The sequence below is a fragment of the Fischerella sp. JS2 genome (assembly GCF_032393985.1).
Classification (GTDB): domain Bacteria; phylum Cyanobacteriota; class Cyanobacteriia; order Cyanobacteriales; family Nostocaceae; genus Fischerella.
Genome location: NZ_CP135918.1, coordinates 2,232,188 through 2,254,903 on the forward strand (window position 1 = coordinate 2,232,188; position 22,716 = coordinate 2,254,903).

Here is a 22,716-nt window from a genome sequence, read left to right on the forward strand (position 1 = left end):
ATAACTGATAACTGAAATACACCCCACACTCCCCACCTCCCTACCTCAATCTGTACCAGATAAACTTCAAGTAAAGTTGCCATTACTCGCACCTTTTTTAATAATGTTAGTTTTAACGAGGTTAGGTGGAGTTTGTGCAGCACCAACGCTGTATCTGAAAACAAATCGTAACTGGCGGTTATTTGGTGCAATATTGCTAGTAATTGCTGCTCTAATTTTTGTTTTTGTCGGTTATCTTGCTACTGGAATCATCTTGCAGAATATTCTAATTAGAAACCATTACCAATGCGAATGCCATAAGGGGATAGCCAGAATAGCGATCGCGCTGGCAGTATAAAGTTCTCTTTTATGAAAATTTCCTGATTTTTATCAGGGTAATTTAACAAAAAATTTACATTGAGAACGTACTATTATGGCTTTCACAACCGATAAAAAATTTTTTCCTATTTTTTCTAGATTTGCTACCTAATTTATAAGCTTTTGGGGTGTAATCTCAAGATACATATATCATCAGGGCAAAATTTAACACTCGTTCCGAATGGAGTATGAAGCCACTTCAATTTGGAATTTATAGTTCGGAATTCGGAGTTACTTTGATCATTAATTACCAGTAAAACTCTGAGCCAATTTACGAGCGAAGTATTGAGATGACAATTTTTTCTAAAAAAATTATCAGTAAATGCTTTGCCCCTACTACTACATCTAGGCACATTAAGGAATAAATCACATGCAAAACCATGCTGACAAGCAAGAGAAAGTTTTAAGTCAAATCATAGAGAGAAATGTTGAAGGTAGAGACTTTAGTGGATGTGACTTAAGTGGCATTGATCTTAGAGGAATTGATTTAAGTAGAATAAATTTTAGAGGAGCAGATTTACGTAGCGCAAATTTGAGTGGGGCGATACTTATTGGTGCAAATCTTAGAGAAGCAAATTTACAACAAGTAAATTTCTGTGATGCTAATTTAAGTCAAGCTGATTTAACCCAAGCAAATTTGTGTAAAGCTTGTTTGTGTCGAGTACAACTAAATGGTAGTAAATTGTGGGCTGCTTCTCTATGTAATGCTGATTTAAGGGAAGCTGACTTAAGTGCAGCCCAAATAATTGAAGCGTCGCTGGTTGAAGCTAATTTAGTCAGAGCAAATCTTACTGAAGCAAAGTTATGTGGATCTGTTTTAGTAGAAGCTAATTTTAATCAAGCTAACTTAACAAGTGCAGATCTAAAATGGGCTAATCTCATGGCTGCAAACTTCAGCGAAGCTAATCTAGAAAATGCCAATTTTAAGAATGCAAAATTTTATGAAACAATTATGCCTGACGGTACAATTCGAGTAGATCTTAGGAGATAAGGGAAAGGGAACGGGGACAAGGGGGACGTAGAGGAGTAGGAACACAAGGGAGAATTTCTCCCTAATTTATTTCCCAATTCCTGATTTCCGTCCCTAATCCCTGATCCTAAAACTCCCGTTGTGAAAAAATGAGGATAGCGATCGCTAACAACATCAAGCTGTACAATAAGCCATAACCAACATTACTAATGAGTGTACTTAAATTAGGTAATGCAGCCAGACCATAAATAGCATCATTTTTCACATCTAATCTAGATAAATCTGGCAATATAAGATACAAAGCTTGAGTCAAAGTTTCAATTCCATGTTTACGACCAAGACGACCAAGTTGTAGTATGTCTTGAGTTATATTACCCATTAAATACACAGCAAAGGTCAAAACAGTTGCTAACAGTGAACTAGTAAACACACCCAAAGTAATAGCTACAGCCGTTATTAAAGACAACTGCAAAAATAGAAAAAATGCAGAAATTAGAATACTAGCTATTGAATAAGGAACTTTGCCTAATTGCAAAAACACAAGAATGATCACTGTCATAGCAGTAATCAGAACTGCTAGCAATGACAACAAGCCCAAATATTTACCAACGATCAACTCAGCACGACTGATAGGTTTAGCAATTAACACTAAAACAGTACGTTTCTCAATTTCCTTATTAATTAATCCTGTACCAACAAATACTGCTACAATCAAACCAAGAAGATTCATCGCCGCCAGAGAAAAATCTAGAAACATTTTGTCTTCTGTAGCAGCAGCAAATTCAGGGAGAAAGTAGATAGCAGTGGCAAGGATGATGATATAAAAGCCAATCATAAATAAGATGCGATCGCGCACCACTTCTCGAAATACATTTGTTGCAATTACGTAAAGTCTGCCAAAATTCATCGCTTTTTAGTCATTAGTTATTTGTCATTAGTCATTTGTAGTTAGTTATTGATTAATGGTCAATGGTTAGTGGTTAGTTGTTGGTAGTTGTTTGTTCACTACTCCTTACACTCCACCCTGCCTTAAGCCGCTACGCGTCTACACACTCCTCACAGTGCAGGTGGTGAACCCATAATCCTATTGCTACTGCGACCGCATTCAATATCTGCAACTCTCAAGACTTCCCCTGGTCTTCTAGAAGCGTTAATCGGTTCTACCCGACAAGACTTTCTCAAGTAATACTCATTTCCAGTGGAACTAGGCCCACTCCAGATACTCAGTAAATCCAATTTATATATGTCAGGATTTTTTTGATCAAGGCTAGATATACGCGCTTCCGTTCGCCATAAAGACTTTTCATCAAATTCACGTAAGCTTGCGTCTATTACTTCCCTACCTAAACTATTGACTCTGTTATTTGCAGTCTTTAACCACTGTTCTACTTCTGACCAAGGTCTGTTAGCTATTTGCTCTTTCACGATTGGCTCAAGTTTATTCAAAATTAAAACACCATTTCTGGGAGTTTTACTAATTTGTGGTTCTGTTCTCACCACAAAAGACCGCCTAAAGTTGTCTGTCTGTAAACTAGGGAATTCTTGTAACCATTTATTTACTACAAATCCAAGTTGTAGCCAACAACTAATTACCATACAACTGCCAACCAGAATAATAATTTTTTGGCGGTCTTCTATCTTAGGAACCTGAGTACTGAACTCCGTCCCTGTTCCCTCAAAAAATTCTGGAATCGCTGTGATGAGTGCTGAAATTGTTGGCCAGAAAACAATTGTTCTGGCTGTAATTTCTTGTCCTGGTTCCCTAAAAGCAAAAGCACTCACTAAAAATCCAGTTACTAGCGCCCCAATAGGCATATTCGTACCAGGAATAAGTACAGGATTTTCAGTTGTATACCAAGCAGTCCCTGCTATCAATAATGCCCAGCCACAAAAGGCGATCGCAGATTTGACAAAACCTGTAGATAGGGAGGACATCAACCAAGAAAAAATACTTAAATATACTAATGTTTGCCAAGCAAAAGCCCTTTTGGGAATAAAAAAATCTTTTATATTGTCGTAAATTTCTCCAATAAACCCAAATAAAGCAAATAAATCTCTAATTAGTTCCATATTGCAACCTTGGTATTCCTAGTCATATTTTTATTAGTTTTGGTCATTAGTTTAGTACAAAACTCAAAAAAATCATCACTAACTTCATACAATTCTGAAAATCAAAAATAAAACTAACACAACAGCAGTGTAACTGAGTGCATTAGCTATTAGTACACTAGTAAAAATATTTTTTGATTGTAATTTTCTTTTAAAATCACGACGAGAATAGAATTTTTGAGGAGTAGACTCAGGTTCTTGTTTCCAAAAATCAGTCAATGAAATTAATGCAACTCTTAATATTAATGATTTCACTAAAAAAGTTCCAAAAAAAATAATAAAAGCAGTCAAAATCATCAAATTTATGAGATTAGGTAGTATTTGATTAAAGAATATTAAATTTATTAACCCAGATCTTAATCTAATAGAAAGAAATGGTTCTATCAAAAAGAATATTACCCAACCGATAACGTTGGAAAATAAATTCATACAAATGGCATAAAAACTAGAAGTTTTTTTATCAAATTTGAGAATTGAATTTAAAATATAGGCTTCCAAGGGAATAGATATCAGTAAAAATAAAAAACTAAACAAAATTGCACCAAGGGGCAGGACTTTAGGAATTAAAGGAAAATCAAGCATAAGTCTAGTTCGTTACTAAATTTAACTATGGTTATAGAGATATGGGGGTATAAGGGTGTAAGGGTATAGGAGAAAAATTGTATTTCTTTGTTGCTAGTGGCAATCACCGCTAGTAGTCGGTTCATATCTTTATCTTTTATTAAAGGTAAAGGAAGAATTTTAGACATCCTATTTTCTCCCTCATTCCTTTATTTGCTCATTCTCTTATACCCTTTGTTGAATGACTTAAGAAAGTATAGCCGCAACCTAGTCAAATGATGATACTAAGTTGCGGTCTAGCGTAACACTTTGGGAGGTCAGAGGTGGGAAGTGTGGGGAGTGTGAGGGGTGTACGGAGTTTTTTTGCAAATTAAATAGGAATTCTCAATACAGTTAAGCTAGTAAATTTTCCCCTACCTTCTTACGCAAGACCTTGGGTAAGATAAAAAACTGCCACTTACAGCTTTTAGTGAGATGACAAGGAACGGCATTGGAATTCGCACAGCACAAGTGCGTCAACAAAGGGTGACAGGGCAAATTCACGTTTATGATGGTGCAGGCAAAGGCAAATCCCAAGCAGCTTTAGGAGTCGTTTTGCGCTCAATTGGCTTGGGGATCAATACACCGAGTAATTCTAACCGCGTCTTGCTGCTGCGGTTTTTAAAAGGGCCAGAACGAGACTATGATGAAGATGGCGCGATCGCAGCTTTGCAACGAGGATTTCCTCATTTAATTGATCAAGTTCGCACTGGTAGAGCAGAGTTTTTTGGGCCAAATGAAATTACTGCCTTTGATAGGTCTGAAGCTGCACGGGGTTGGGATGTAGCAAAAGGCGCGATCGCTTCTGGTTTGTATTCAGTTGTTGTTTTAGATGAAATTAATCCTGTCTTGGATTTAGGTTTATTGTCGGTGGATGAAGTGGTACACACACTCACATCTAAACCAGAAGAGTTAGAAATTATTGCAACTGGTCGTGCTGCACCACAAAAGTTGCTAGATATTGCCGATTTGCACTCAGAAATGAAACCTCATCACCACCCAACTGCAACTGCACTCTTAATTGAAGGTATTGAAATTTATACAGGTGCTGGTAAAGGTAAATCTACTAGTGCTTTGGGTAAAGCACTGCAAGCTATAGGTCGAGGTATTAATCATCCAGGATCTACTCGTGTATTAATTATGCAGTGGCTTAAAGGTGGTACTGGCTACACTGAAGATGCAGCATTAGCAGCTTTACAACAGTCGTATCCACATGTGATAGATCATCAACGCTGTGGTCGAGATGCGATCGTTTGGCGTAATTCTCGGCAGGAGTTAGACTATGTGGAAGCAGAACGAGGTTGGGAAATTGCCAAAACTGCGATCGCTTCTGGACTTTACAAAACCATCATCCTTGATGAGCTTAACCCCACTGTTGACTTAGAATTGCTGCCTGTAGAACCAATTGTGCAAGCTTTACTCCGCAAACCTCGTCATACTGAAATTATCATCACTGGTCGCTGCCAAAACCAACCAGCTTATTTCGACCTAGCTAGCATTCACTCTGAAGTTTACTGCCATAAACACTATGCGAATCAAGGCGTGGAACTTAAGCGGGGAGTAGATTTTTAATGTAGTTAATGGTCAATGGTCAATAGTCAATCGTTAAAAAACTATTAACTCTGAACAATTGACATTTGACAATGGACTCTTGATTAATAGCTAATGATTCTTCCTTCTCATGGAAGAAAAAACAACTATGTCAAAAGTTCGATGAAAACTTAAGATGAAACTGCACAAATTAGATTTAGGAAATACTGCGTTCATAATTATCCATCTCAGAGAAACTATTACACTAATCCTATGGAAACCGAAGTGCAGCAAAAACAATACAATGATGTTCCCTCAACAGAAGCTGTGGCAGCAATTGAAGGTTCAGATTCTCAAAACTTAGCAAAGTTACCTCCAGCTCAGGAATCTGAAAGTCAATGGCAGCTCATTACCAGAGAATTAACAAGCTTTTGGCAGGAAATTTCCCAAAACTTTAACAAGTTTTTTCAAGCATACAAGCCACTGTTGATTAACCTGGCTTGGCTGTTGGCAGCAGTTGTGTCAGTTAAGGTAATTCTGGCAGTACTAGATGCAATCAACGATATTCCGCTAGCACAACCAGTGTTAGAGTTAGTGGGAATTAGTTACACCATCTGGTTCGTCTTTCGCTATCTTCTTAAAGATTCCACACGACAAGAATTAGTAACAGAAATTGATTCAGTAAAAAAGCAATTTTTGGGTTAATTACCTAGTTTGATGCAAATCAATTTAAATTTGCATCATTACAAATAGTAGGCTATAAATAAATTCTTCATTTTGTTTACAAACAAGTTTTATTTATGCCTGCATACTTACCAAAAAAATATGTTCCATTTTGTGAAGATAAGCCAGGATATAAATTCCCTGGCTTATGTTTTTAGTTATTTAATTCCCTTCTCTAATCCCCTTCGTACCAAGTTGCATTCATAGATATTACCTCACCACGGCTACGCCACCCCTCTCCTTATACCAATTCAATTAATGATTGCAACACATCCTTGGATAAAGACGCGATTCATCGCGTCTACAAGATGCCCTATCTGTCGCATTCTTTTGGCGAATTGGTATTACTGAGAGGGAATGGGGGGTCCCCTCTTGGGATAAGGGGCAGGGGGTGAGGTTTTTAAACACACTTGGTATCAATACCCCTATGAAGGGGAAGATAAGGATTTTTAATATTGGAGGGTTATAGTGAGGTTAAAAATATTTGTACAAGATGTCTATCATAATCAAGTTATAATAACCACTTTATATTTGCACTATAATTGTAACTATGCAGGTAACATCTTACATTACCAATTACCTATTCCTAAAAATCGGAATTTGTTAAATATATATATCCTTAGACAGATAAAAATCTTTATTTGTATATTCTAAACACTTCTTTAGATAGTTAGGCTGGCTTTATTAAAAAACTAATATAGTCCTTGGATTGAATGATTAAAATGCATTAATTGTAAGGGGCACATAAATTATGACTAATAATGAAGCTTATAACAAAGGAGCAGATACATCTGATCGCGTTCGCGAAAATAAATATGATCCACATATTGTCCCTGCTGAAACCGCAGCACGTAAAGAAAGAGAAGGAGATTTATTTAAAACAAAACCTACAGAACAAAAAGAAGCCAGTGCTACCACTGATGATCAAACTCATCCTGGTGAAAGCATACGTACCACAGATGGCTACACTGTAGACAAAGAAGGTTTGTTAAACAACTACGCCGTTGAACCAGAAATGTACTACGAAGTACCAGGCGATGCGCGTCAAGAAGCACAAGAAGATACAGCACATCGCGTAGAAGAATTAACAGAAATTAACGAAGATAAGCAAGGCGAATTAACAATGGAGGGCGACGAACGAGGTAGAGGCCCTGGTGTGGTCTAGTTTTATTGGTGTTGCTAAGCTGGGGATTTAATTTTTCAGAAGGCACGTCGCGATGAGTGAGAATTTTCTCACTCATCGCTTTTTGTTGTACTCAAATAGTAAATGGTTGAACTTCGCGATCGCGCCATTGACGTTGGTAACGTTCGACTACCAAAGGACGAATAATAAACTTGGGAGGACAACCGTCTTTAACATCAATACGCAAACACGAATACGGTCGGCGTTTTTGAGAACCTTGTCCTGTGCGGCCTACAAATAAATGCGATCGCGCTACTAATTTTTGGTCTTCTAATAAATCTGTTCCTTCAGTCCGTTGACGCCGCAAACTGTAACCACTACCACCGCAGACAATCCAGTTAATATTGCGATCAGCGTGACCTGTATCCATTGTTTGTAGGTATTCTAAACAGTGAGCGTGACCATTCAAAACCAAATCTACTAAGGGACGATCCTCAGCCAGAGAACCTAACTCTGCTGCTACTCCATCCAGTACATCACGCAGGCGATCACGCACAGCCATAGTTTGTGCCTGATTCCATTTTGTTGCTTCAGTGACGTAAGGAGGATGGTGAAAATAAATAACTCTACCACGTACTTCTTTAGTATGCCAGGATTCTATCAGGCGCTGCTTCAACCAATCTAGTTGTTCAGTATCTACTACCATTTTGTGGTCAGCAGCAAGTTGCTTGTCGATATCAACAACAATTTCTTCAATTTGTGCCAATTTCACCCGCAAATCATCCAATTGTTCAGCTTCAGCAGGTTCATTAGTATCTAATTGGGTCAAAGTTTCCATAATTTCCTGCTTCTGTTCTTCCATCTCGACACGGCGCTTTTGCAAAATCTGGCGGTCAACTTCTCCTTGTTTTGTTGCTGGTAGTGGAGGCGGATCGTTGAATGTATTAGAATCTAAAGCAAAGAAATCTATGCCACCATAGCGGAAGGTGTAGTAACGATTGGGCAGACGAGTAAAGCTTCCTGGCTCATAACGCAGACATCGACCAGTTTCAGTCTTGGCTGTGTAGTGTGTATCTAAATGACGAGCAAGGTCTGGCGGTAGTATGAAAGCTTTTAAATAGTCTAGGAAAGCTTTTGCATAGGCATCACCTTGTCTGGAACCGTGCCAACCAACATCAAAATCCAGTTTGGAGATGAAAAATTTGCGTACAGGAAGTGTAGCTAGAGATAGCACTCCAAACACAAGCGACAAATCGTAGTAATCATGATTTCCCGGCACAGGTAGGATCGGCAACTGAAAAACCATTTGGTCATAAGCAATACGCTGGGGTTGTTCACCTCCACAGATAAACTCACGATAAGGTTCAATGAAATTCTTTTGGTAATACTCGCTTGACCCTACTAAATAAATCACATCGCCTGTATGCAGCACAAAACGGCAGTCCTGACGATGGGGGAGCATTAATTCTGCAACTTGTCGTTGAGGATTATGTGTATAGTGTGACCCGGAACCACTGTCACCCATCACTAAGAATGAAAATTCCGGTTCTTCGTCCCGACCGTCATCTAGCATTAGCCGAGTTTGATCTATGTGACGTTGCACCACTAACGGGTCTTGCCACTTTACCCGTTGGTTCATCTTACGAATTTTATCAGCGATCGCTGGTTCAGATACAAATTTCATAGTCAAGAGTTATTAGTCATTAGCATTAGTTGCTTGAAACAACTATCTACTAAACTATTAACCACTAACACTCCACATCGACTTATTTATTTTGGTTCATTTACAAAATTCTAAAAGCCTACCGACAAACAGTAGTATATTGAATACAGACTTTTTTAGATGTATTTTTTAGCCAACAAGGAAAACACAGATGCGGATTGCCGACAATATAACAGAATTGGTAGGCAGAACTCCTTTAGTTCGCTTAAACAGAATTCCTCAAAGTGCGGGAGCAGTAGCTCAGATTGTGGTGAAATTAGAAAGTATGAATCCAGCCGCATCTGTGAAAGATAGGATTGGGGTGAGTATGGTAGAGGCTGCGGAAGCTGCTGGCTGGATCAAACCTGGACAAAATATTTTAGTTGAGCCAACTTCTGGAAATACAGGCATTGCTTTAGCGATGGTAGCAGCTGCCAAAGGCTATGATTTGATTTTGACAATGCCGGAAACCATGAGCAAAGAAAGACAAGCGATGCTTAGAGCTTATGGCGCAAAACTGGTATTAACACCAGGATTAGAAGGAATGCGGGGTGCGATCGTTCGGGCTGAACAAATAGTAGCACAAACACCTAATGCCTGTATGTTACAGCAGTTTCGTAATCCAGCCAATCCCAAAGTGCATCGCGAAACCACAGCCGAAGAAATATGGGAAGATACAGAAGGACAGGTAGATATTTTGGTGGCGGGAGTTGGCACTGGTGGAACAATTACGGGTGTAGCAGAAGTAATCAAACAACGTAAACCAACTTTTCAAGCGATCGCTGTGGAACCAGCTAGTAGTCCTGTACTAGCAGGAGGTCTACCCGGACCACATAAAATTCAAGGTATCGGTGCTGGCTTTGTTCCAGACATCTACCGTTCAGACTTAGTGGATGAAGTCATTCAAGTTACAGATGAGCAGTCAATTTCCTATGGTCGTCGTTTAGCCAGAGAAGAAGGCTTATTATCAGGAATTTCTGCTGGTGCAGCTTTGTATGCAGCGATTCAAGTTGCAAAGCGTCCAGAAAACGAAGGCAAATTAATTGTGATGATTCAACCTAGTTTTGGTGAACGCTACTTGAGTACATCACTTTTCCAAGAACCACAAGAAACTGAATGGTTGCAGAAAGTGTAAACTTGACTAATTGGGGAGCCAGTGCATTGCTGCGCGGGTTCCCCCCTGTTGTAGCATTGGAATCACCTCTTTTCCAATCACTACTAGGCTGCCAAGGGATAATTTATCTGTGTCTATCGGTGTGCATTTGTGTTTATCGGTGTACCCTGCCTTAAGCCTATGAGCGCGTCTACGATTTCTCAAAACATGATCTTTGTCATCGCTGCACTATTTTGGCTACAATTTATTACTTTTTCTGTAAATTATTATATCAATGTGATAATTTTTAATCTGAGTCAAGTAATTACACAGCCACATGCCTCTAGCTGTAATTAAATTTTCTAGTGAAGACTGCGGTATTTGCCACAAAATGTCGTTTTATGACAAGAAAGTGGCAGAGGAACTAGGTTTAGAATTTATTGATGTCAAAATGCAGGATACGGCTACTTACCGTAAATATCGTCAGATTTTATTGACGCAGTATCCAGATAAGTCGCAGATGGGATGGCCTACCTACATTATTTGTGATTCTCCAGAAGGAGAATTTCAGATTGTAGGCGAGGTAAAAGGTGGTCATCCCAAAGGTGAATTTAGAAGTCGTCTGCAAGCAGTTTTAGGTTCTACTTCAGCAGATCAAAAGATTTGACTTCTAAAACAGGGCCAATCATCGCGATCGTCATGACATCTTCACGCACTTCGCCTGTGACTTTGGCTTTTTGTCCGGCTTTGAGTAAGCTTTTATCAGCACCTCTGAGAATTTCGTAAGTAGTACCATCATTACTTACTAATGCCCAAGCGCCAGTACCTATATCACGGCGTTCGACAGTTCCTGTGACTGTAATGCTCATTTTCAGTAAAGCTCCTGAATTTAAAGTAGAGTGATCGGGAACTCGGGAGGTAGGGTGATAGGGTGATGGGGAGAAAAATTACTTCCTCGTCCTTCTTGTCCTCCTTGTCCTCCTTGTCCAGTTTGTCTCCCTTATCTCCCTAGTCCCTCTGAATTTTAGGCTGATTGTTCCTCGTTTTTCACGGCTAAACGAGCTAAACCAAAACAAAGTAGGGCATTAACTATTAGGAAGCTACGGGCTAACATACCACTTCCCAAACCCCAAACGGCGGGATCTAATACTGCACTTACCCCTAAGCAGGCGGCGACACCCAAGGATGAACCGATCGCAAACCATTTCCATTGGAGATGTCCTAGCAGTAGTACTACTAACACAAGGGGAATAAGTACGCTAGCAAAAATGGGGTTTAAGGCGCTGGTTCCTTGCAGTGTATTACCGAGTTCTGGTATAGAACTACCCAATAGGCGGAAAGGCCACTGTGGTAAGTCAAAAATGTAGATTGTTTTGAGGAAAAACAATCCAGAACTACCAGCCACTAAACCACTCAATAAACTCCAACTCCAGGTAAACGGGAAATAAACCCGTAAAAACCAAGCTAACAAATAAGAACCCAATACCATCAAAATTTTGGGTAATAATGCTACTGCACCGCCATCAATCCAAAAACCAGGGTTGAGATAGCCATTATCCCGCAACCAACGGAAAAAGTCTTGAAAACTGATTTGTCCACGTACGGCACGTTGGACTGCGGCTTCAGCATTGAGTTGTCCCGCACCATAGTAGTTTAAGCTATCTTCCTCTATGGCTCTGGCTGATTCCTTGAGGACTTGCAAAACTTCATCTGGTTCTTGCACACCAGCCGCTTCAATAAGTGCAGCTACACCTGCAACGTGGGGAGAAGCCATGCTTGTGCCTTGCAAACCAAGAAACACACCTTCACCAGTTTCGGGGTCAATAGTTTGTTGCAAAACTTTACCCGCATCACTACCGCCAGGAGCAGAAATATCTACCCCAGCACCAAAGTTAGAATAGGGGGCTTTTTCGCCATCTGGGCCTAAGGCAGAAACGCCAATGACATGGGGATAACGGGCTGGATAGGCGGCAGAATTTTCGTTTTCGTTCCCTGCCGCCGCCACTATCACTACACCTTTTTTATGGGCGTATTCGATCGCATCTTTCATCAGATGGCTTTCACCACCACCACCCAAGCTCATATTTATGACGTTTGCACCATTATCAGCAGCAAACTTAATTGCTTCGGCAATGTCAGCAACAGTACCGCCACCATAGCTGCTGAGTACTTTTAAAGGCATAATATTAGCCTCGTAGGCAACTCCCGCTACGCCATAATTGTTATTGGTAGCTTGAGCGATCGTACCAGCAACGTGAGTCCCGTGTCCGTTGTCGTCTTTGGCTTCTTCTGTGTCGTTAACAAAGTCGTAGCCTTTGACAAACTTCGTTTCTGCTAAGTCACGCACCTGGGTAACACCAGTATCAATTACTGCTACTGTGATGCCACTACCTTTAGTTTCCTTCCATGCACCGACAACACCAATGTTATGCAAATGCCATTGCTTGCTATACATTGGGTCGTTAGGTTCGTTAGCACTAGGTGTGAAGCGCTCATCTGGAACTCTGTCTTCATCCAATATGGGAATTCTATAAATATAGTTAGGCTCAATAAATTCCGTCGCTGAGGCTATTTTCGACTTTCGCAGTTCTTTAAGTCGCTTTTTATCACCTTCGATAATATAGACATTATCCTTGGCGGAGAATTTATTATCTAATCGGGGTGTGACATTGTACTGTTGAGCGATCGCTTGCAAATCGCTTTGCAATTCTTCTTTGGAAATATTTTCCCGAAAATCCAGCACAATCGTCTCAAATTCGCCTTTTGCTGCTAGTCCCTGCAAATTCAGGAAACCAAATATCGCAGCACTAAGCCCGATGACAAACAGGCACAAAAATAAAACCCTTCTCATATCAAGTCATCACCGCTTTTTGCCAGTATGCTCATTACCATAACTTATACAGTCCCCCAGTGGCTGTATTTTGCATCATAGCTACATATTAGAAAATTGCACTCTCACTGCCAAGCTTACGCGCTCGGCGGGAGATTCTTGCTTTACCGAGACCTGCTTTTTGGTACGAGTACCAATGAGTCTTACAGTCTCTCTACAAGCTTGAAATTCTGTAGTGTCCCACAGTATTTGTTGACAGTTTTCTAATTCCTTCTGCCCTCAAGTTCCTTGCTGAAAGTAGAGAACCAGGTAAAAAAATTCTAGACGCTGTGACGATCGAGCGTGTGATCACTTGCAGGCTAAAGCAGTGATTCGCCTCAGTCAATTTTATGTTGGTCGCAATTCATCTCCCAGTAAACTTCGTTGTACCGGGAGTCAAGAATGCTCCATTTAAGATAGGGTAAGGGGTAAAGGTTAAAGGGGAATGGAAGCTATTTTCCTTTACCTTGTTTCTTTAACCTTTTTCTTCAAAAGTTCTTTCTTCCTGACTTTAGAGTTAAAATTCATCATGGAACATGGTCTTTTATGGCTACCTCTGTTAGCAGCGTTTTTCTGGTTAGCTTGGCAAGGTTCTCAAGAATATCAAAAAATTGAAGCCTATCGAACTTGGGCAGAGCAATTTGATAAGGCAAAGTACGATATTTATGCGGTACTAGGAAAAAAAGGTAACTCTATTACTTGGGGTAAACCAACACCTCAAGGCCCGATTAAGTTAGAAACATTTTCTTTAGATAATGTTCAAGAAATACACCTTTTGGTGGATGAAAAAGCTGTAGATAAAAATATACCTCCAGAAAAAGGTCGGACTATTGAGTTGGAATTTGTATTTCCTACTGCTAATTCTGTGCGAGTTCCCTTTACAGAAATTCCTTTAGCAGCAGAATGGGGTAAATATTTGCAAAGTCAATTAAATCAGTAAACAGTCAACAGTTAACAGTGAATATAGCATTTATAAATCATTCGTGAACAAAAGATCTCCAACTTCGCAGAAGAAGTCGGGGATCTGACCTTTAAGCGAGCAATAACTAATCAAGTCGGAACTAATTGAATAGATATAGAGTCATGGAATTTATGTAAGACTGCGAATTAGTCGATGCATTTGCTTGATATTTTTGGAAAAATAAATATTAAAATATGAATTTTCTAGATATTAAAACTTTTCTTAAAATTACAGGTATTTTATTTATAGTTAGTGCTTGTACTGCTCCAATTGATAATAATGCTCAGGCTGTAAAAGGTGAAGTCAAAAACTGTCCTAAGTCTGCGGTTTTGTCTTTAAGTGTACCAGGAGAACAGGCAGATTTTTATGAGCGATTTGATTTTCATATTCGTAATGTTATTGCTGATGCTGATACTGTGAAATTTCAAACTCGTAATCAAGATTTTGTGTTTTGTCGAGGTAATAATAGCTGGACAGTGCAGTCAGGAACTTTACCTGAGAATCTAAAGCCACAAAATTATTCAGAGTATTCTCAAGATTTCCAAACTATTCAATTTCAAGGTGAAACTTATCGATATCGAGTTCTCAGAGAACCATTAACACCAACAGTACCAGATCCAAATAAAGATAGAGTCTTTTTTGAATTAATTACTCCTAAGAGTAAACAGCCCCAGCGTCAAACTTTATATACTCTCAAACAATTGCAACAACAGACAAATACAAGTATAGGCACACAACTAGGTTTACCACGAATTACTGCTGCTGTGATTTATGGAAACCGGATTTGGTGGTCAGTTGCCTTTGAACAAGGTGAAGGTAATGATGGCATTGCGACAATTGTGGGTTACGAACCACAAACAAATAAGTTTACCTTTATTAAACCCGAAGAATTGCGATCGCATCAAATTACTGATTTAGTTGTCACAGGAAATCCTGACGACCCAACGTTTTGGATGGGTACAAAAATTAGTGGTGAAGGTAATCCTTATCTTGCTGCTAAAGGTTTAGTTGCTTATCGTCCTAATCCTCAAAATCTCAATTCCGGTTCTTTAACTTCCTACAATGTTTATAATAGTCCTTTGGTAGGAGCAATCCCAGACAAGTTGAGATTGGAAAATAATCAGCTTTGGGTTGGTACGGGTAACGGTGTTTGTCAAATTAATTTACAAGCAGTTGACAATCCTCAAAGTTGGTCTTGTTGGCGATTTGCAGCAATGGCTCAATTGCCAAAATCTGGTTTACCAATTTACAGTGAATTATTGAGTCAAACGCCAGCTTTCACTCTATCTCCTAATCAGGATAATGAAACAATTGAAGTACTTTGGTGGAGTCCCAGAGATTTTCAAACTCGCAAAGGTCGTTATGAAGTCAGGACAACACAAGGCTTTACAGTCAAGCTAGATCAAGGTGCTAGTCGATATGACTTTGGGCGATTTTTACCACCAGAAAAACCACTTGTATATTGGCCTGGTTTTGAATGGCATTGGAATGGAGAACGCTTTGTCCGAGGTTTTGATGAAGTAGCTCTAAATTATAGTGGTGGTGGTCCGACAGGTATTGGCGTTAACTTTGATCCTACTGGTAATAAAAGAAGTGCAAATGCTATTCGTGGTGATTTGGAATTACTGGAAATTTCACCAAAATCTACTAGTGTAAAATACTATTCTGGCTGGATAGATGAAAGCAACTTGAATCCCTACTTAACAGTAGTACCACACACAAAACCACAAAATCAACAGCCAAATCCTTTAGCAGCGATCGCCAAGCAACTATAAAATACTATGTAATCTGATTTAACTTGAGTTTGATAGATATTATTAGCCCAACATACCGTCCTCAAGTAAATTTGGGGTTAAACCAAAATCCACTCCAAGTGGGTTGAAGACCTTAAAAACTTGGTAAAAAGCTTCACAACTTCACAGAGCTATTTCGTTCCTAGCATAACCCGCCCAGAAATAAATTTCTGGGCTAATAGCCAAAGTCAACAGAAGTGGACTAAAAGATTTTCGTCTGCACCTTGAGAAAGACAAATTCGTCCATAACTAGTGTGATCCCTCTTACTAGTAGTTTGGCAAGTCAACGCAAGCTGGCTAAATCAACCTTTCTATTTCTCTTCTTTTCCTCTTCCTTTGCGCTCTTGGCGTCTTGGCGGTACCCTGCCTTAAGCTGCTGCGCTTTTTGTTAATTCTTGCATAAGTCATGTCTCTGCTAACTCTGCGTTTGGAGCAGGTTAGAAGTAATTTATTTAACCACAGAGGCACAGAGAACACAGAGGTCAAAGATGATAGAGGAATTTAGTTTTAAGAATTTTTATCCACCTTGCAAGGGCTATTCCTGTTAACTAAATTACACTCCACTACCGGATTAACACTGCATATTTTAGTCCACTTAAGTGGATTTAAGCTATTAGCCCGGAAATTTATTTCTGGGCGGGATAAGATTTTCTGCACAATAGAATTTAACATCTCCCCAAAGTAATAAAATCAGGTTTAATTTCATAAACTAAATAAAAAAACTATTTTTATAAGTATTGCCTATAATTAGCATATTGCCAAATGCAACAAATTCCTAATAGAGTAAATAGGAACTATTGAAAATAAATCTCAACTTAGTGGAAGAAAAGTTGTATTATTGGCCAAGCAATAACGCGGAGTCTTTCATGAGGCAACACTAAGGTCTGTTCAAAGTTTTCCCAATAGAGTTCTCCTGAAGTTGTGGCGAAAAACCCTATTTTTGGAACTTTCAGAGTATGTTATGGTTTTGAACTTATCCATACAGTTTTCTGTCCCACTCAAAACTTTAAGGAGTATCAATTGCAATTAAATAAAAAGAGTTGTCGACAAATCAATAACATTATCGAGAAAAGCCAGTCACAGCAAGCATTTCAAACATTTTGAATTTGAATAGTTAAAAACTTGACTGTACAAGCACTTGATCGATTTTGGACATTATTTAGCGACAACTTTAGAAGTATGAAGCCAGTACTTTGACTCACCTAGAGTTAAATGTGCCGCAGGCAAAACATATTCAGCTATTGTTCGTGTGCATCTCAATGCCTAAGGCGGAAAATGATCCCAGTTTTGAATGGCTTACAAGTTCCCCATCACTGTGCAACAGTTGTTGATTTGCTGCGCGATCGCAGTATCACACAACCACACCAGACAGCATTTACTTTCCTTGAAGACGGAGAAACTCAAGAATCGACGCTGACTTACCATGAATTGGATCAGCGCAGTCGAGCGATCGCATCTCAACTCCAAGCTTTGAACTTAAAAGGGGAACGTGCCTTACTACTCTATCCGCCAGGACTAGATTACTTAAGTGCTTTTTTTGGTTGTCTCTACGCTGGGGTTGTAGCGGTTCCAGCTTATCCGCCTCAGAATAAACGCAAAGCACCCAGAATCCAGGCTATCAGCACAGATGCACAGGCTAGCATCGCTCTCACTACAACAGCGATGCTCCCTACATTACAATCCATACTTGCACAGCAAACACACCTGGAAAATATACGCTGGCTCGTTACCGACAACCTAGCACAGGGTCTGGAAGATTCTTGGCAACAACCTGATATCAATGCGGATACCATAGCCTTTCTCCAATACACCTCAGGTTCTACAGGCATCCCCAAGGGAGTTATGCTCAGTCATGGCAACCTGCTGCACAACGCCGCCGCCACTTATCAATTCATGAGACATTCACCCAACAGTAAATTTGTCTCCTGGCTACCCCTATACCATGACATGGGACTGATTGGTGGTATTTTGCAACCTTTGTATGGCGGTTTTAGTTGCATCTTGATGTCGCCAGCATCTTTTTTGCAACGACCTTTGCGCTGGTTGCAAGCTATTTCTAGATATCAAGGGACAACGAGTGGCGCTCCTAACTTTGCCTACGAATATTGTATTCAAAAGATTACCCCAGAACAACGCTCTTGTCTTGATCTCAGCAGTTGGAGTGTAGCGTTTAATGGTGCTGAACCTGTGCGGCAGGATACTCTAGAGCGATTTGCGCTCACCTTCTCAGAGTGTGGATTTCGTCGGGAAGCCTTCTACCCTTGTTACGGCATGGCTGAAGCAACCCTGATGGTTTCTGGTGGCAGCAAGACAGCCTTACCGATTGTGAAAACGGTCCAGAAATCTGCACTTGCAAACAATCAGGTCATTGAAGTTAGCGTTCAGATACAAGATAAAGATATCCAAACCTTTGTCAGTTGCGGTCAAACTATTCCTCAACAACAAATTGTAATTGCCAATCCTGAAACATTAACACGCTCTTCACCAAATCAAGTGGGAGAAATTTGGGTATCAGGACTAAGTATTGGTCAGGGTTATTGGCGTCGGCAAGAGGAAACAGAGCAAACCTTCCGTGCCTACCTCACAGATACAGGAGAAGGGCCGTTTTTGCGGACTGGGGATTTAGGCTTTTTGGACAATGGAGAACTCTTCATCACTGGCAGAGCAAAAGATTTAATCATCATTCGAGGTCGCAACTTCTATCCCCAAGATATTGAGTTAACCGCAGAACGCAGCCATCCATTATTGCGATCAAGTAGTACAGCTGCTTTTTCAGTTGAGGTTGATGATGAAGAACATCTGGTCGTCGTGCAAGAATTGGAATTTCGCGCCAAACCGGATATCAATGAAGTCACCACTGCTATTCGTCAAGCAGTGACCGAAGAACATGAAGTACAAGTTCATGCAGTAGTTTTGATTAAACCAGGTACTATTCCTAAAACTTCCAGTGGCAAAATTCAACGTCGTGCCACCAAAGCAGCTTTTCTCGCAGGCGAACTGGATGTGGTCGGCAGTAGTATCAGTGAAAATACTGCTTATTTAGGTAAAGAAAACCGCTTACAACGACAAACTCTCTTAGCGCTGACTCCAGAAGAGTCTCAGCCACTTTTAGAATCTTATCTCAGAGAACAAGTAGCACGCGCCCTTGGTGCCGCACTGAAGGAAATTCACCCGCAACAGCCATTAAGCAGCTTGGGACTCGATTCTTTGAGAGTATTTGAGTTAAAAAACCAGATTGAGGCTGACCTAGAAGTCACTGTATCCGTAGCAGACTTCTTTGAAGGGTTGAGTACGCGATCGCTCTCCACTAAGATACTTACTCAATTAGCAACAACAACTTCCATCCCATCTATATCTGTTACTCAAGTTCAGAAAACTACATCTGTTCACCCTTTATCTTTCTCTCAGCAGGGATTATGGTTTATCCATCAGTTTGTACCTGATTCGCCTGCATATAACATTCCCATATTGATTAACTGCCAAGGTGAAGTTAACGAGGCGGTAGTCGCCCAAAGCTTAAATGAAATCATCAGACGTCACGAAGTTTTGCGAACAAACTTTGTGGTGGTGGATGGGCAACCTCTGCAAGTGATTCAGTCAGCTAGGAGATTAACCTTGCTCACAGAGGATTTACAGCAAGTTATACCCAACCAACGCGCTGAACAAGTACAACGTTTAGCCAGCGAATTTGCTCAGCAACCATTCGACTTATCCAGTCAACCACTTTTGCGTGCCAAACTACTGCGCTTAGACCAACAAGAGTACACATTGCTCCTCACCCTCCACCACATCATTGCCGATGGCTGGTCAATCGGAATTCTCATTCAAGAATTGGCAGCACTGTATGCAGCATTCTCTCGTGGAGAACCCTCACCACTGCCGGAACTGCCTATTCAGTATACAGATTTTGCCTATTGGCAGAGGCAATGGTTGCAAAGCGATCGCATCCAAACCCTGTTGACCTATTGGAAACAGCAGCTGGGTGGTAAACTGCCTGTCTTGAATCTACCTACAGACCGTCCGCGATCGCCTATCCAAACCTTCCAAGGCGCTCAAGCAAAACTAGTTCTGTCCCCAACCCTGACAGCAGAACTGAAAAAACTAAGTCATAGCGAAGGCGCGACCTTGTTTATGACAATGCTTGCGGCTTTCAAAGTCTTACTTTATCGCTATACAGGGCAGACTGATATTTTGGTAGGTTCTCCGATCGCCAATCGTAACCAAACAGAGGTAAAAGCATTAATTGGATATTTTGTCAATGTTTTGGTGCTACGTACAGACCTAGCCAACCAACCCAGTTTTAGAGAATTGCTCTCCCGGGTAAAATCAACTGCCTTAGAAGCTTATATTCATCAAGACTTGCCTTTTGAGAAGTTAGTCGAGGAACTACACCTAGATAGAGACCTCAGCTACAATCCCCTCTTCCAAGTCATGTTTGTTCTCCAGAATGTGCCAATACCGAGTCCCAAGTTATCAGATATATCCATAACTTGTCAGGAAGGCGAAAACGGCACAGCAAAGTTCGACCTGACTCTATTTGTGGCAGACACAGATCATGGATTGGTGGTAACAGCTGAATACAACACTGATTTGTTTAATGCCGATACCATTCATCGGCTGCTAGGGCATTTCCAGACATTGCTCACAGGGATTGTCAACAATCCCGATCAGTGCATTGCAGATTTACCTTTACTCACAGCACCTGAAAAACAACAACTTTTAGTTGACTGGAATGATACCAAAACAGAGTATCCGCAAAATCTGTGCGTTCATCATTTGTTTGAGGAGCAGGTAGAACGAACACCCGATGCGATCGCTGTTGTCTTTAACAAAGAAACATTCACCTACCGAGAATTAAATCAAAGAGCCAATCAAATTGCTCATAGCTTGCAACAATTGGGTGTGAAACCAGATGTGGTCGTTGGTATTTGCATGGAGCGATCGCTCTTAATGGTGATTGGTATCTTAGCCATCCTCAAAGCGGGTGGTGCTTATTTACCTCTAGATCCCGCCTATCCTCAAGAGCGTTTGGCATTGATGTTGGCAGATGCTGGTGTAAAAGTGTTACTCACTCAACAACATTTAGTTAAAAAACTACCGCCACACCAAGCGCAAGTTATATGCCTAGACACAGACAGTGAAACTTTTGCTGCTCACAACCAAGAGAATCTAGTGGGTGAAGTTAAACCAGAAAATCTCGCCTATGTCATCTATACCTCTGGTTCTACAGGCATACCCAAAGGGGTAATGAATACTCATCTGGGTTTATGCAATCGTTTGTTGTGGATGCAAGATGCTTATCAATTAACACCAGCAGATAGAGTTTTACAGAAAACACCTTTTAGCTTTGATGTCTCTGTCTGGGAATTCTTCTGGCCTTTGTTGACAGGCGCAATCCTAGTTTTAGCCAAACCCGAAGGTCACAAAGATGCTAGCTATCTAGTCGAACTGATTGCTCAGGAACAAATTACCACACTGCATTTTGTTCCCTCAATGCTGCAAGTATTCTTAGAAGCACCAGGATTAGAGAACTGTCAGAGTCTCAAACGTGTCATTTGTAGTGGAGAAGCTTTAGCTTTTGATCTACAAGAACGCTTCTTTGAGTATTTAGATGCAGAATTATACAATCTTTATGGACCCACCGAAGCCGCCATTGATGTCACAGCCTGGCACTGTCAACGGGGTAGCAACGAAAAAATAGTTCTTATCGGTCGACCGATTGCCAATACCCAGATATATATATTAGATAGAAATCTTCAACCTGTCCCTATCGGAGTTCCGGGTGAGTTGCATATTGGTGGTGTGGGATTGGCACGAGGCTATCTAAATAGACCTGAATTGACAGAAGAAAAGTTCATTCCCAACCCCTTGACCCATTTTGAATTACCGATTCTAGATTCTCAACTGGGGGATTGTAGTAAAAATCCAGAAGATTGCGATCGCACGCAATTTAGTAATCCAAAATCCGTCTTGGAAAGTTCTGATCAAAGGAGACCTCCGCTCAGACTTTCCGCAAAATCTCAAAATCTAAAATTTAATCGCCTTTACAAGACAGGGGATTTAGCACGTTACCGTCCTGATGGGAACATCGAATTTCTGGGAAGAATTGACCACCAAGTGAAAATTCGCGGCTTCCGCATCGAACTAGGAGAAATTGAAGCAGTGCTGGGACAACACCCACAGGTACGGGAGGTAGTTGTGATCGCCACAGAGGATAGACTCAGTGAACGCCGTTTAGTTGCCTATGTGGTTCCCAATCAAGATCATGCACCTTCTATTGATCAATTACGCGATCGCCTCCGAGAAAAGCTACCTGAATATATGGTTCCCTCTGCTTTTGTGATCTTAGATGCATTACCACTCACACCTAACGGCAAAGTAGATCGCCACGCCTTACCTGCTCCTGATAGCTTGCGTCCCGAGTTAGCATCTACATATCAACCTCCCCAGTCCCAGATAGAACAAGAAATAGCTAAAGTTTGGCAAACAGTACTGCATCTAGAAAAGGTAGGCGTCAACGATAACTTCTTTGACCTTGGCGGTAATTCATTATTGATGGTTCAGGTTACTAATAAACTGCAAGCTATTTTTCAGCGGAATTTGTCAGTTGTAGCCATGTTTCAACATCCAACGATAAATTCCTTGGCCCAATATTTAAGCCAGCAGCCAGAGGATGTACCTGCTTTTAGGTCAATGCACGATCGCGCTCAAAAACAAATGGAAGTGCTAAATCAACGAAAAAATCTCTGGATAAAACAAAATAAAAAGACTCGTAATCAGTGAAAATATAGCACTTCTCATTTGGATGAAATACAGCTTTATCCGTGTGCATCTGTGTTCGCTTTTTCCCTGGTTTGAAGATTTTTCTTAGCAGAACAATTTCAAG

General features: G+C 40.5%; 16 protein-coding genes. 10 read left to right on the plus strand and 6 right to left on the minus strand.

Annotation, left to right across the window (positions count from 1 at the left end):
* Window positions 1-103 precede the first annotated feature (103 nt).
* Window positions 104-337, plus strand: coding sequence for a hypothetical protein (locus RS893_RS09325; protein ID WP_315790920.1), 234 nt, complete (start codon window positions 104-106; stop codon window positions 335-337).
* A 390-nt stretch (window positions 338-727) separates the two neighbouring features.
* Window positions 728-1,348 carry a pentapeptide repeat-containing protein gene (locus tag RS893_RS09330; protein WP_315790921.1) on the plus strand — a complete coding sequence of 207 codons (621 nt, stop codon included), beginning with the start codon at window positions 728-730 and terminating at the stop codon, window positions 1,346-1,348.
* A 106-nt stretch (window positions 1,349-1,454) separates the two neighbouring features.
* Here RS893_RS09330 and RS893_RS09335 read toward each other — a convergent pair whose 3' ends face one another.
* The 3 genes from RS893_RS09335 to fraC all read right to left on the minus strand — a co-directional run bounded on the left by RS893_RS09335 (window position 1,455) and on the right by fraC (window position 4,018).
* Window positions 1,455-2,234 carry an ABC transporter permease gene (locus RS893_RS09335; protein ID WP_315790922.1) on the minus strand — a complete coding sequence of 260 codons (780 nt, stop codon included), beginning with the start codon at window positions 2,232-2,234 and terminating at the stop codon, window positions 1,455-1,457.
* 149 nt (window positions 2,235-2,383) lie between these two features.
* Entirely contained in the window at window positions 2,384-3,397 is a 1,014-nt protein-coding gene (gene fraD / locus RS893_RS09340) for a septal junction protein FraD (protein ID WP_315790923.1), read from the minus strand.
* 84 nt (window positions 3,398-3,481) lie between these two features.
* Complete coding sequence (gene fraC / locus RS893_RS09345) at window positions 3,482-4,018, minus strand: filament integrity protein FraC (protein WP_315790924.1); 537 nt, start codon at window positions 4,016-4,018, stop codon at window positions 3,482-3,484.
* 453 nt (window positions 4,019-4,471) lie between these two features.
* On the opposite strand from fraC, the gene RS893_RS09350 reads away from it, so the two are divergent.
* From RS893_RS09350 to RS893_RS09360, 3 genes are all read left to right on the plus strand, one after another.
* Window positions 4,472-5,608 carry a cob(I)yrinic acid a,c-diamide adenosyltransferase gene (locus tag RS893_RS09350; RefSeq protein WP_315790925.1) on the plus strand — a complete coding sequence of 379 codons (1,137 nt, stop codon included), beginning with the start codon at window positions 4,472-4,474 and terminating at the stop codon, window positions 5,606-5,608.
* A gap of 231 nt (window positions 5,609-5,839) precedes the next feature.
* Window positions 5,840-6,271 (plus strand): CAAD domain-containing protein, encoded by a 432-nt coding sequence (locus RS893_RS09355; protein ID WP_315790926.1) that lies wholly within the window; start codon window positions 5,840-5,842, stop codon window positions 6,269-6,271.
* A 769-nt stretch (window positions 6,272-7,040) separates the two neighbouring features.
* Entirely contained in the window at window positions 7,041-7,454 is a 414-nt protein-coding gene (locus tag RS893_RS09360; protein WP_315790927.1) for a hypothetical protein, read from the plus strand.
* A 91-nt stretch (window positions 7,455-7,545) separates the two neighbouring features.
* Here the strand turns inward: RS893_RS09360 and RS893_RS09365 are convergent, their stop codons facing one another.
* Entirely contained in the window at window positions 7,546-9,096 is a 1,551-nt protein-coding gene (locus RS893_RS09365) for a metallophosphoesterase (RefSeq protein ID WP_315790928.1), read from the minus strand.
* A 190-nt stretch (window positions 9,097-9,286) separates the two neighbouring features.
* On the opposite strand from RS893_RS09365, the gene cysK reads away from it, so the two are divergent.
* Together cysK and RS893_RS09375 are read left to right on the plus strand one after the other, a co-directional pair.
* Window positions 9,287-10,249: a cysteine synthase A gene (gene cysK, locus RS893_RS09370; protein WP_315790929.1), complete on the plus strand. Its 963-nt coding sequence runs from the start codon at window positions 9,287-9,289 to the stop codon at window positions 10,247-10,249.
* Window positions 10,250-10,544: 295 nt separating this feature from the next.
* Entirely contained in the window at window positions 10,545-10,874 is a 330-nt protein-coding gene (locus RS893_RS09375; protein WP_062247742.1) for a hypothetical protein, read from the plus strand.
* Here the strand turns inward: RS893_RS09375 and RS893_RS09380 are convergent.
* On the minus strand, window positions 10,849-11,076 hold the full coding sequence (locus tag RS893_RS09380) for a hypothetical protein (protein ID WP_315790930.1): 228 nt from the start codon (window positions 11,074-11,076) through the stop codon (window positions 10,849-10,851). The genes RS893_RS09375 and RS893_RS09380 overlap by 26 nt on opposite strands.
* Window positions 11,077-11,231: 155 nt before the next feature.
* The gene (locus RS893_RS09385; RefSeq protein WP_315790931.1) at window positions 11,232-13,058 is read right to left on the minus strand and encodes a DUF5942 domain-containing protein; all 1,827 of its coding nucleotides are present in this window, start codon (window positions 13,056-13,058) and stop codon (window positions 11,232-11,234) included.
* A gap of 547 nt (window positions 13,059-13,605) precedes the next feature.
* On the opposite strand from RS893_RS09385, the gene RS893_RS09390 reads away from it, so the two are divergent.
* The 3 genes from RS893_RS09390 to RS893_RS09400 all read left to right on the plus strand — a co-directional run bounded on the left by RS893_RS09390 (window position 13,606) and on the right by RS893_RS09400 (window position 22,613).
* Entirely contained in the window at window positions 13,606-14,016 is a 411-nt protein-coding gene (locus tag RS893_RS09390) for a hypothetical protein (protein ID WP_315791920.1), read from the plus strand.
* A 215-nt stretch (window positions 14,017-14,231) separates the two neighbouring features.
* On the plus strand, window positions 14,232-15,812 hold the full coding sequence (locus tag RS893_RS09395; protein ID WP_315790932.1) for a hypothetical protein: 1,581 nt from the start codon (window positions 14,232-14,234) through the stop codon (window positions 15,810-15,812).
* 1,293 nt (window positions 15,813-17,105) lie between these two features.
* Entirely contained in the window at window positions 17,106-22,613 is a 5,508-nt protein-coding gene (locus tag RS893_RS09400) for a non-ribosomal peptide synthetase (RefSeq protein ID WP_315790933.1), read from the plus strand.
* The last annotated feature ends 103 nt before the right edge of the window (window positions 22,614-22,716 follow it).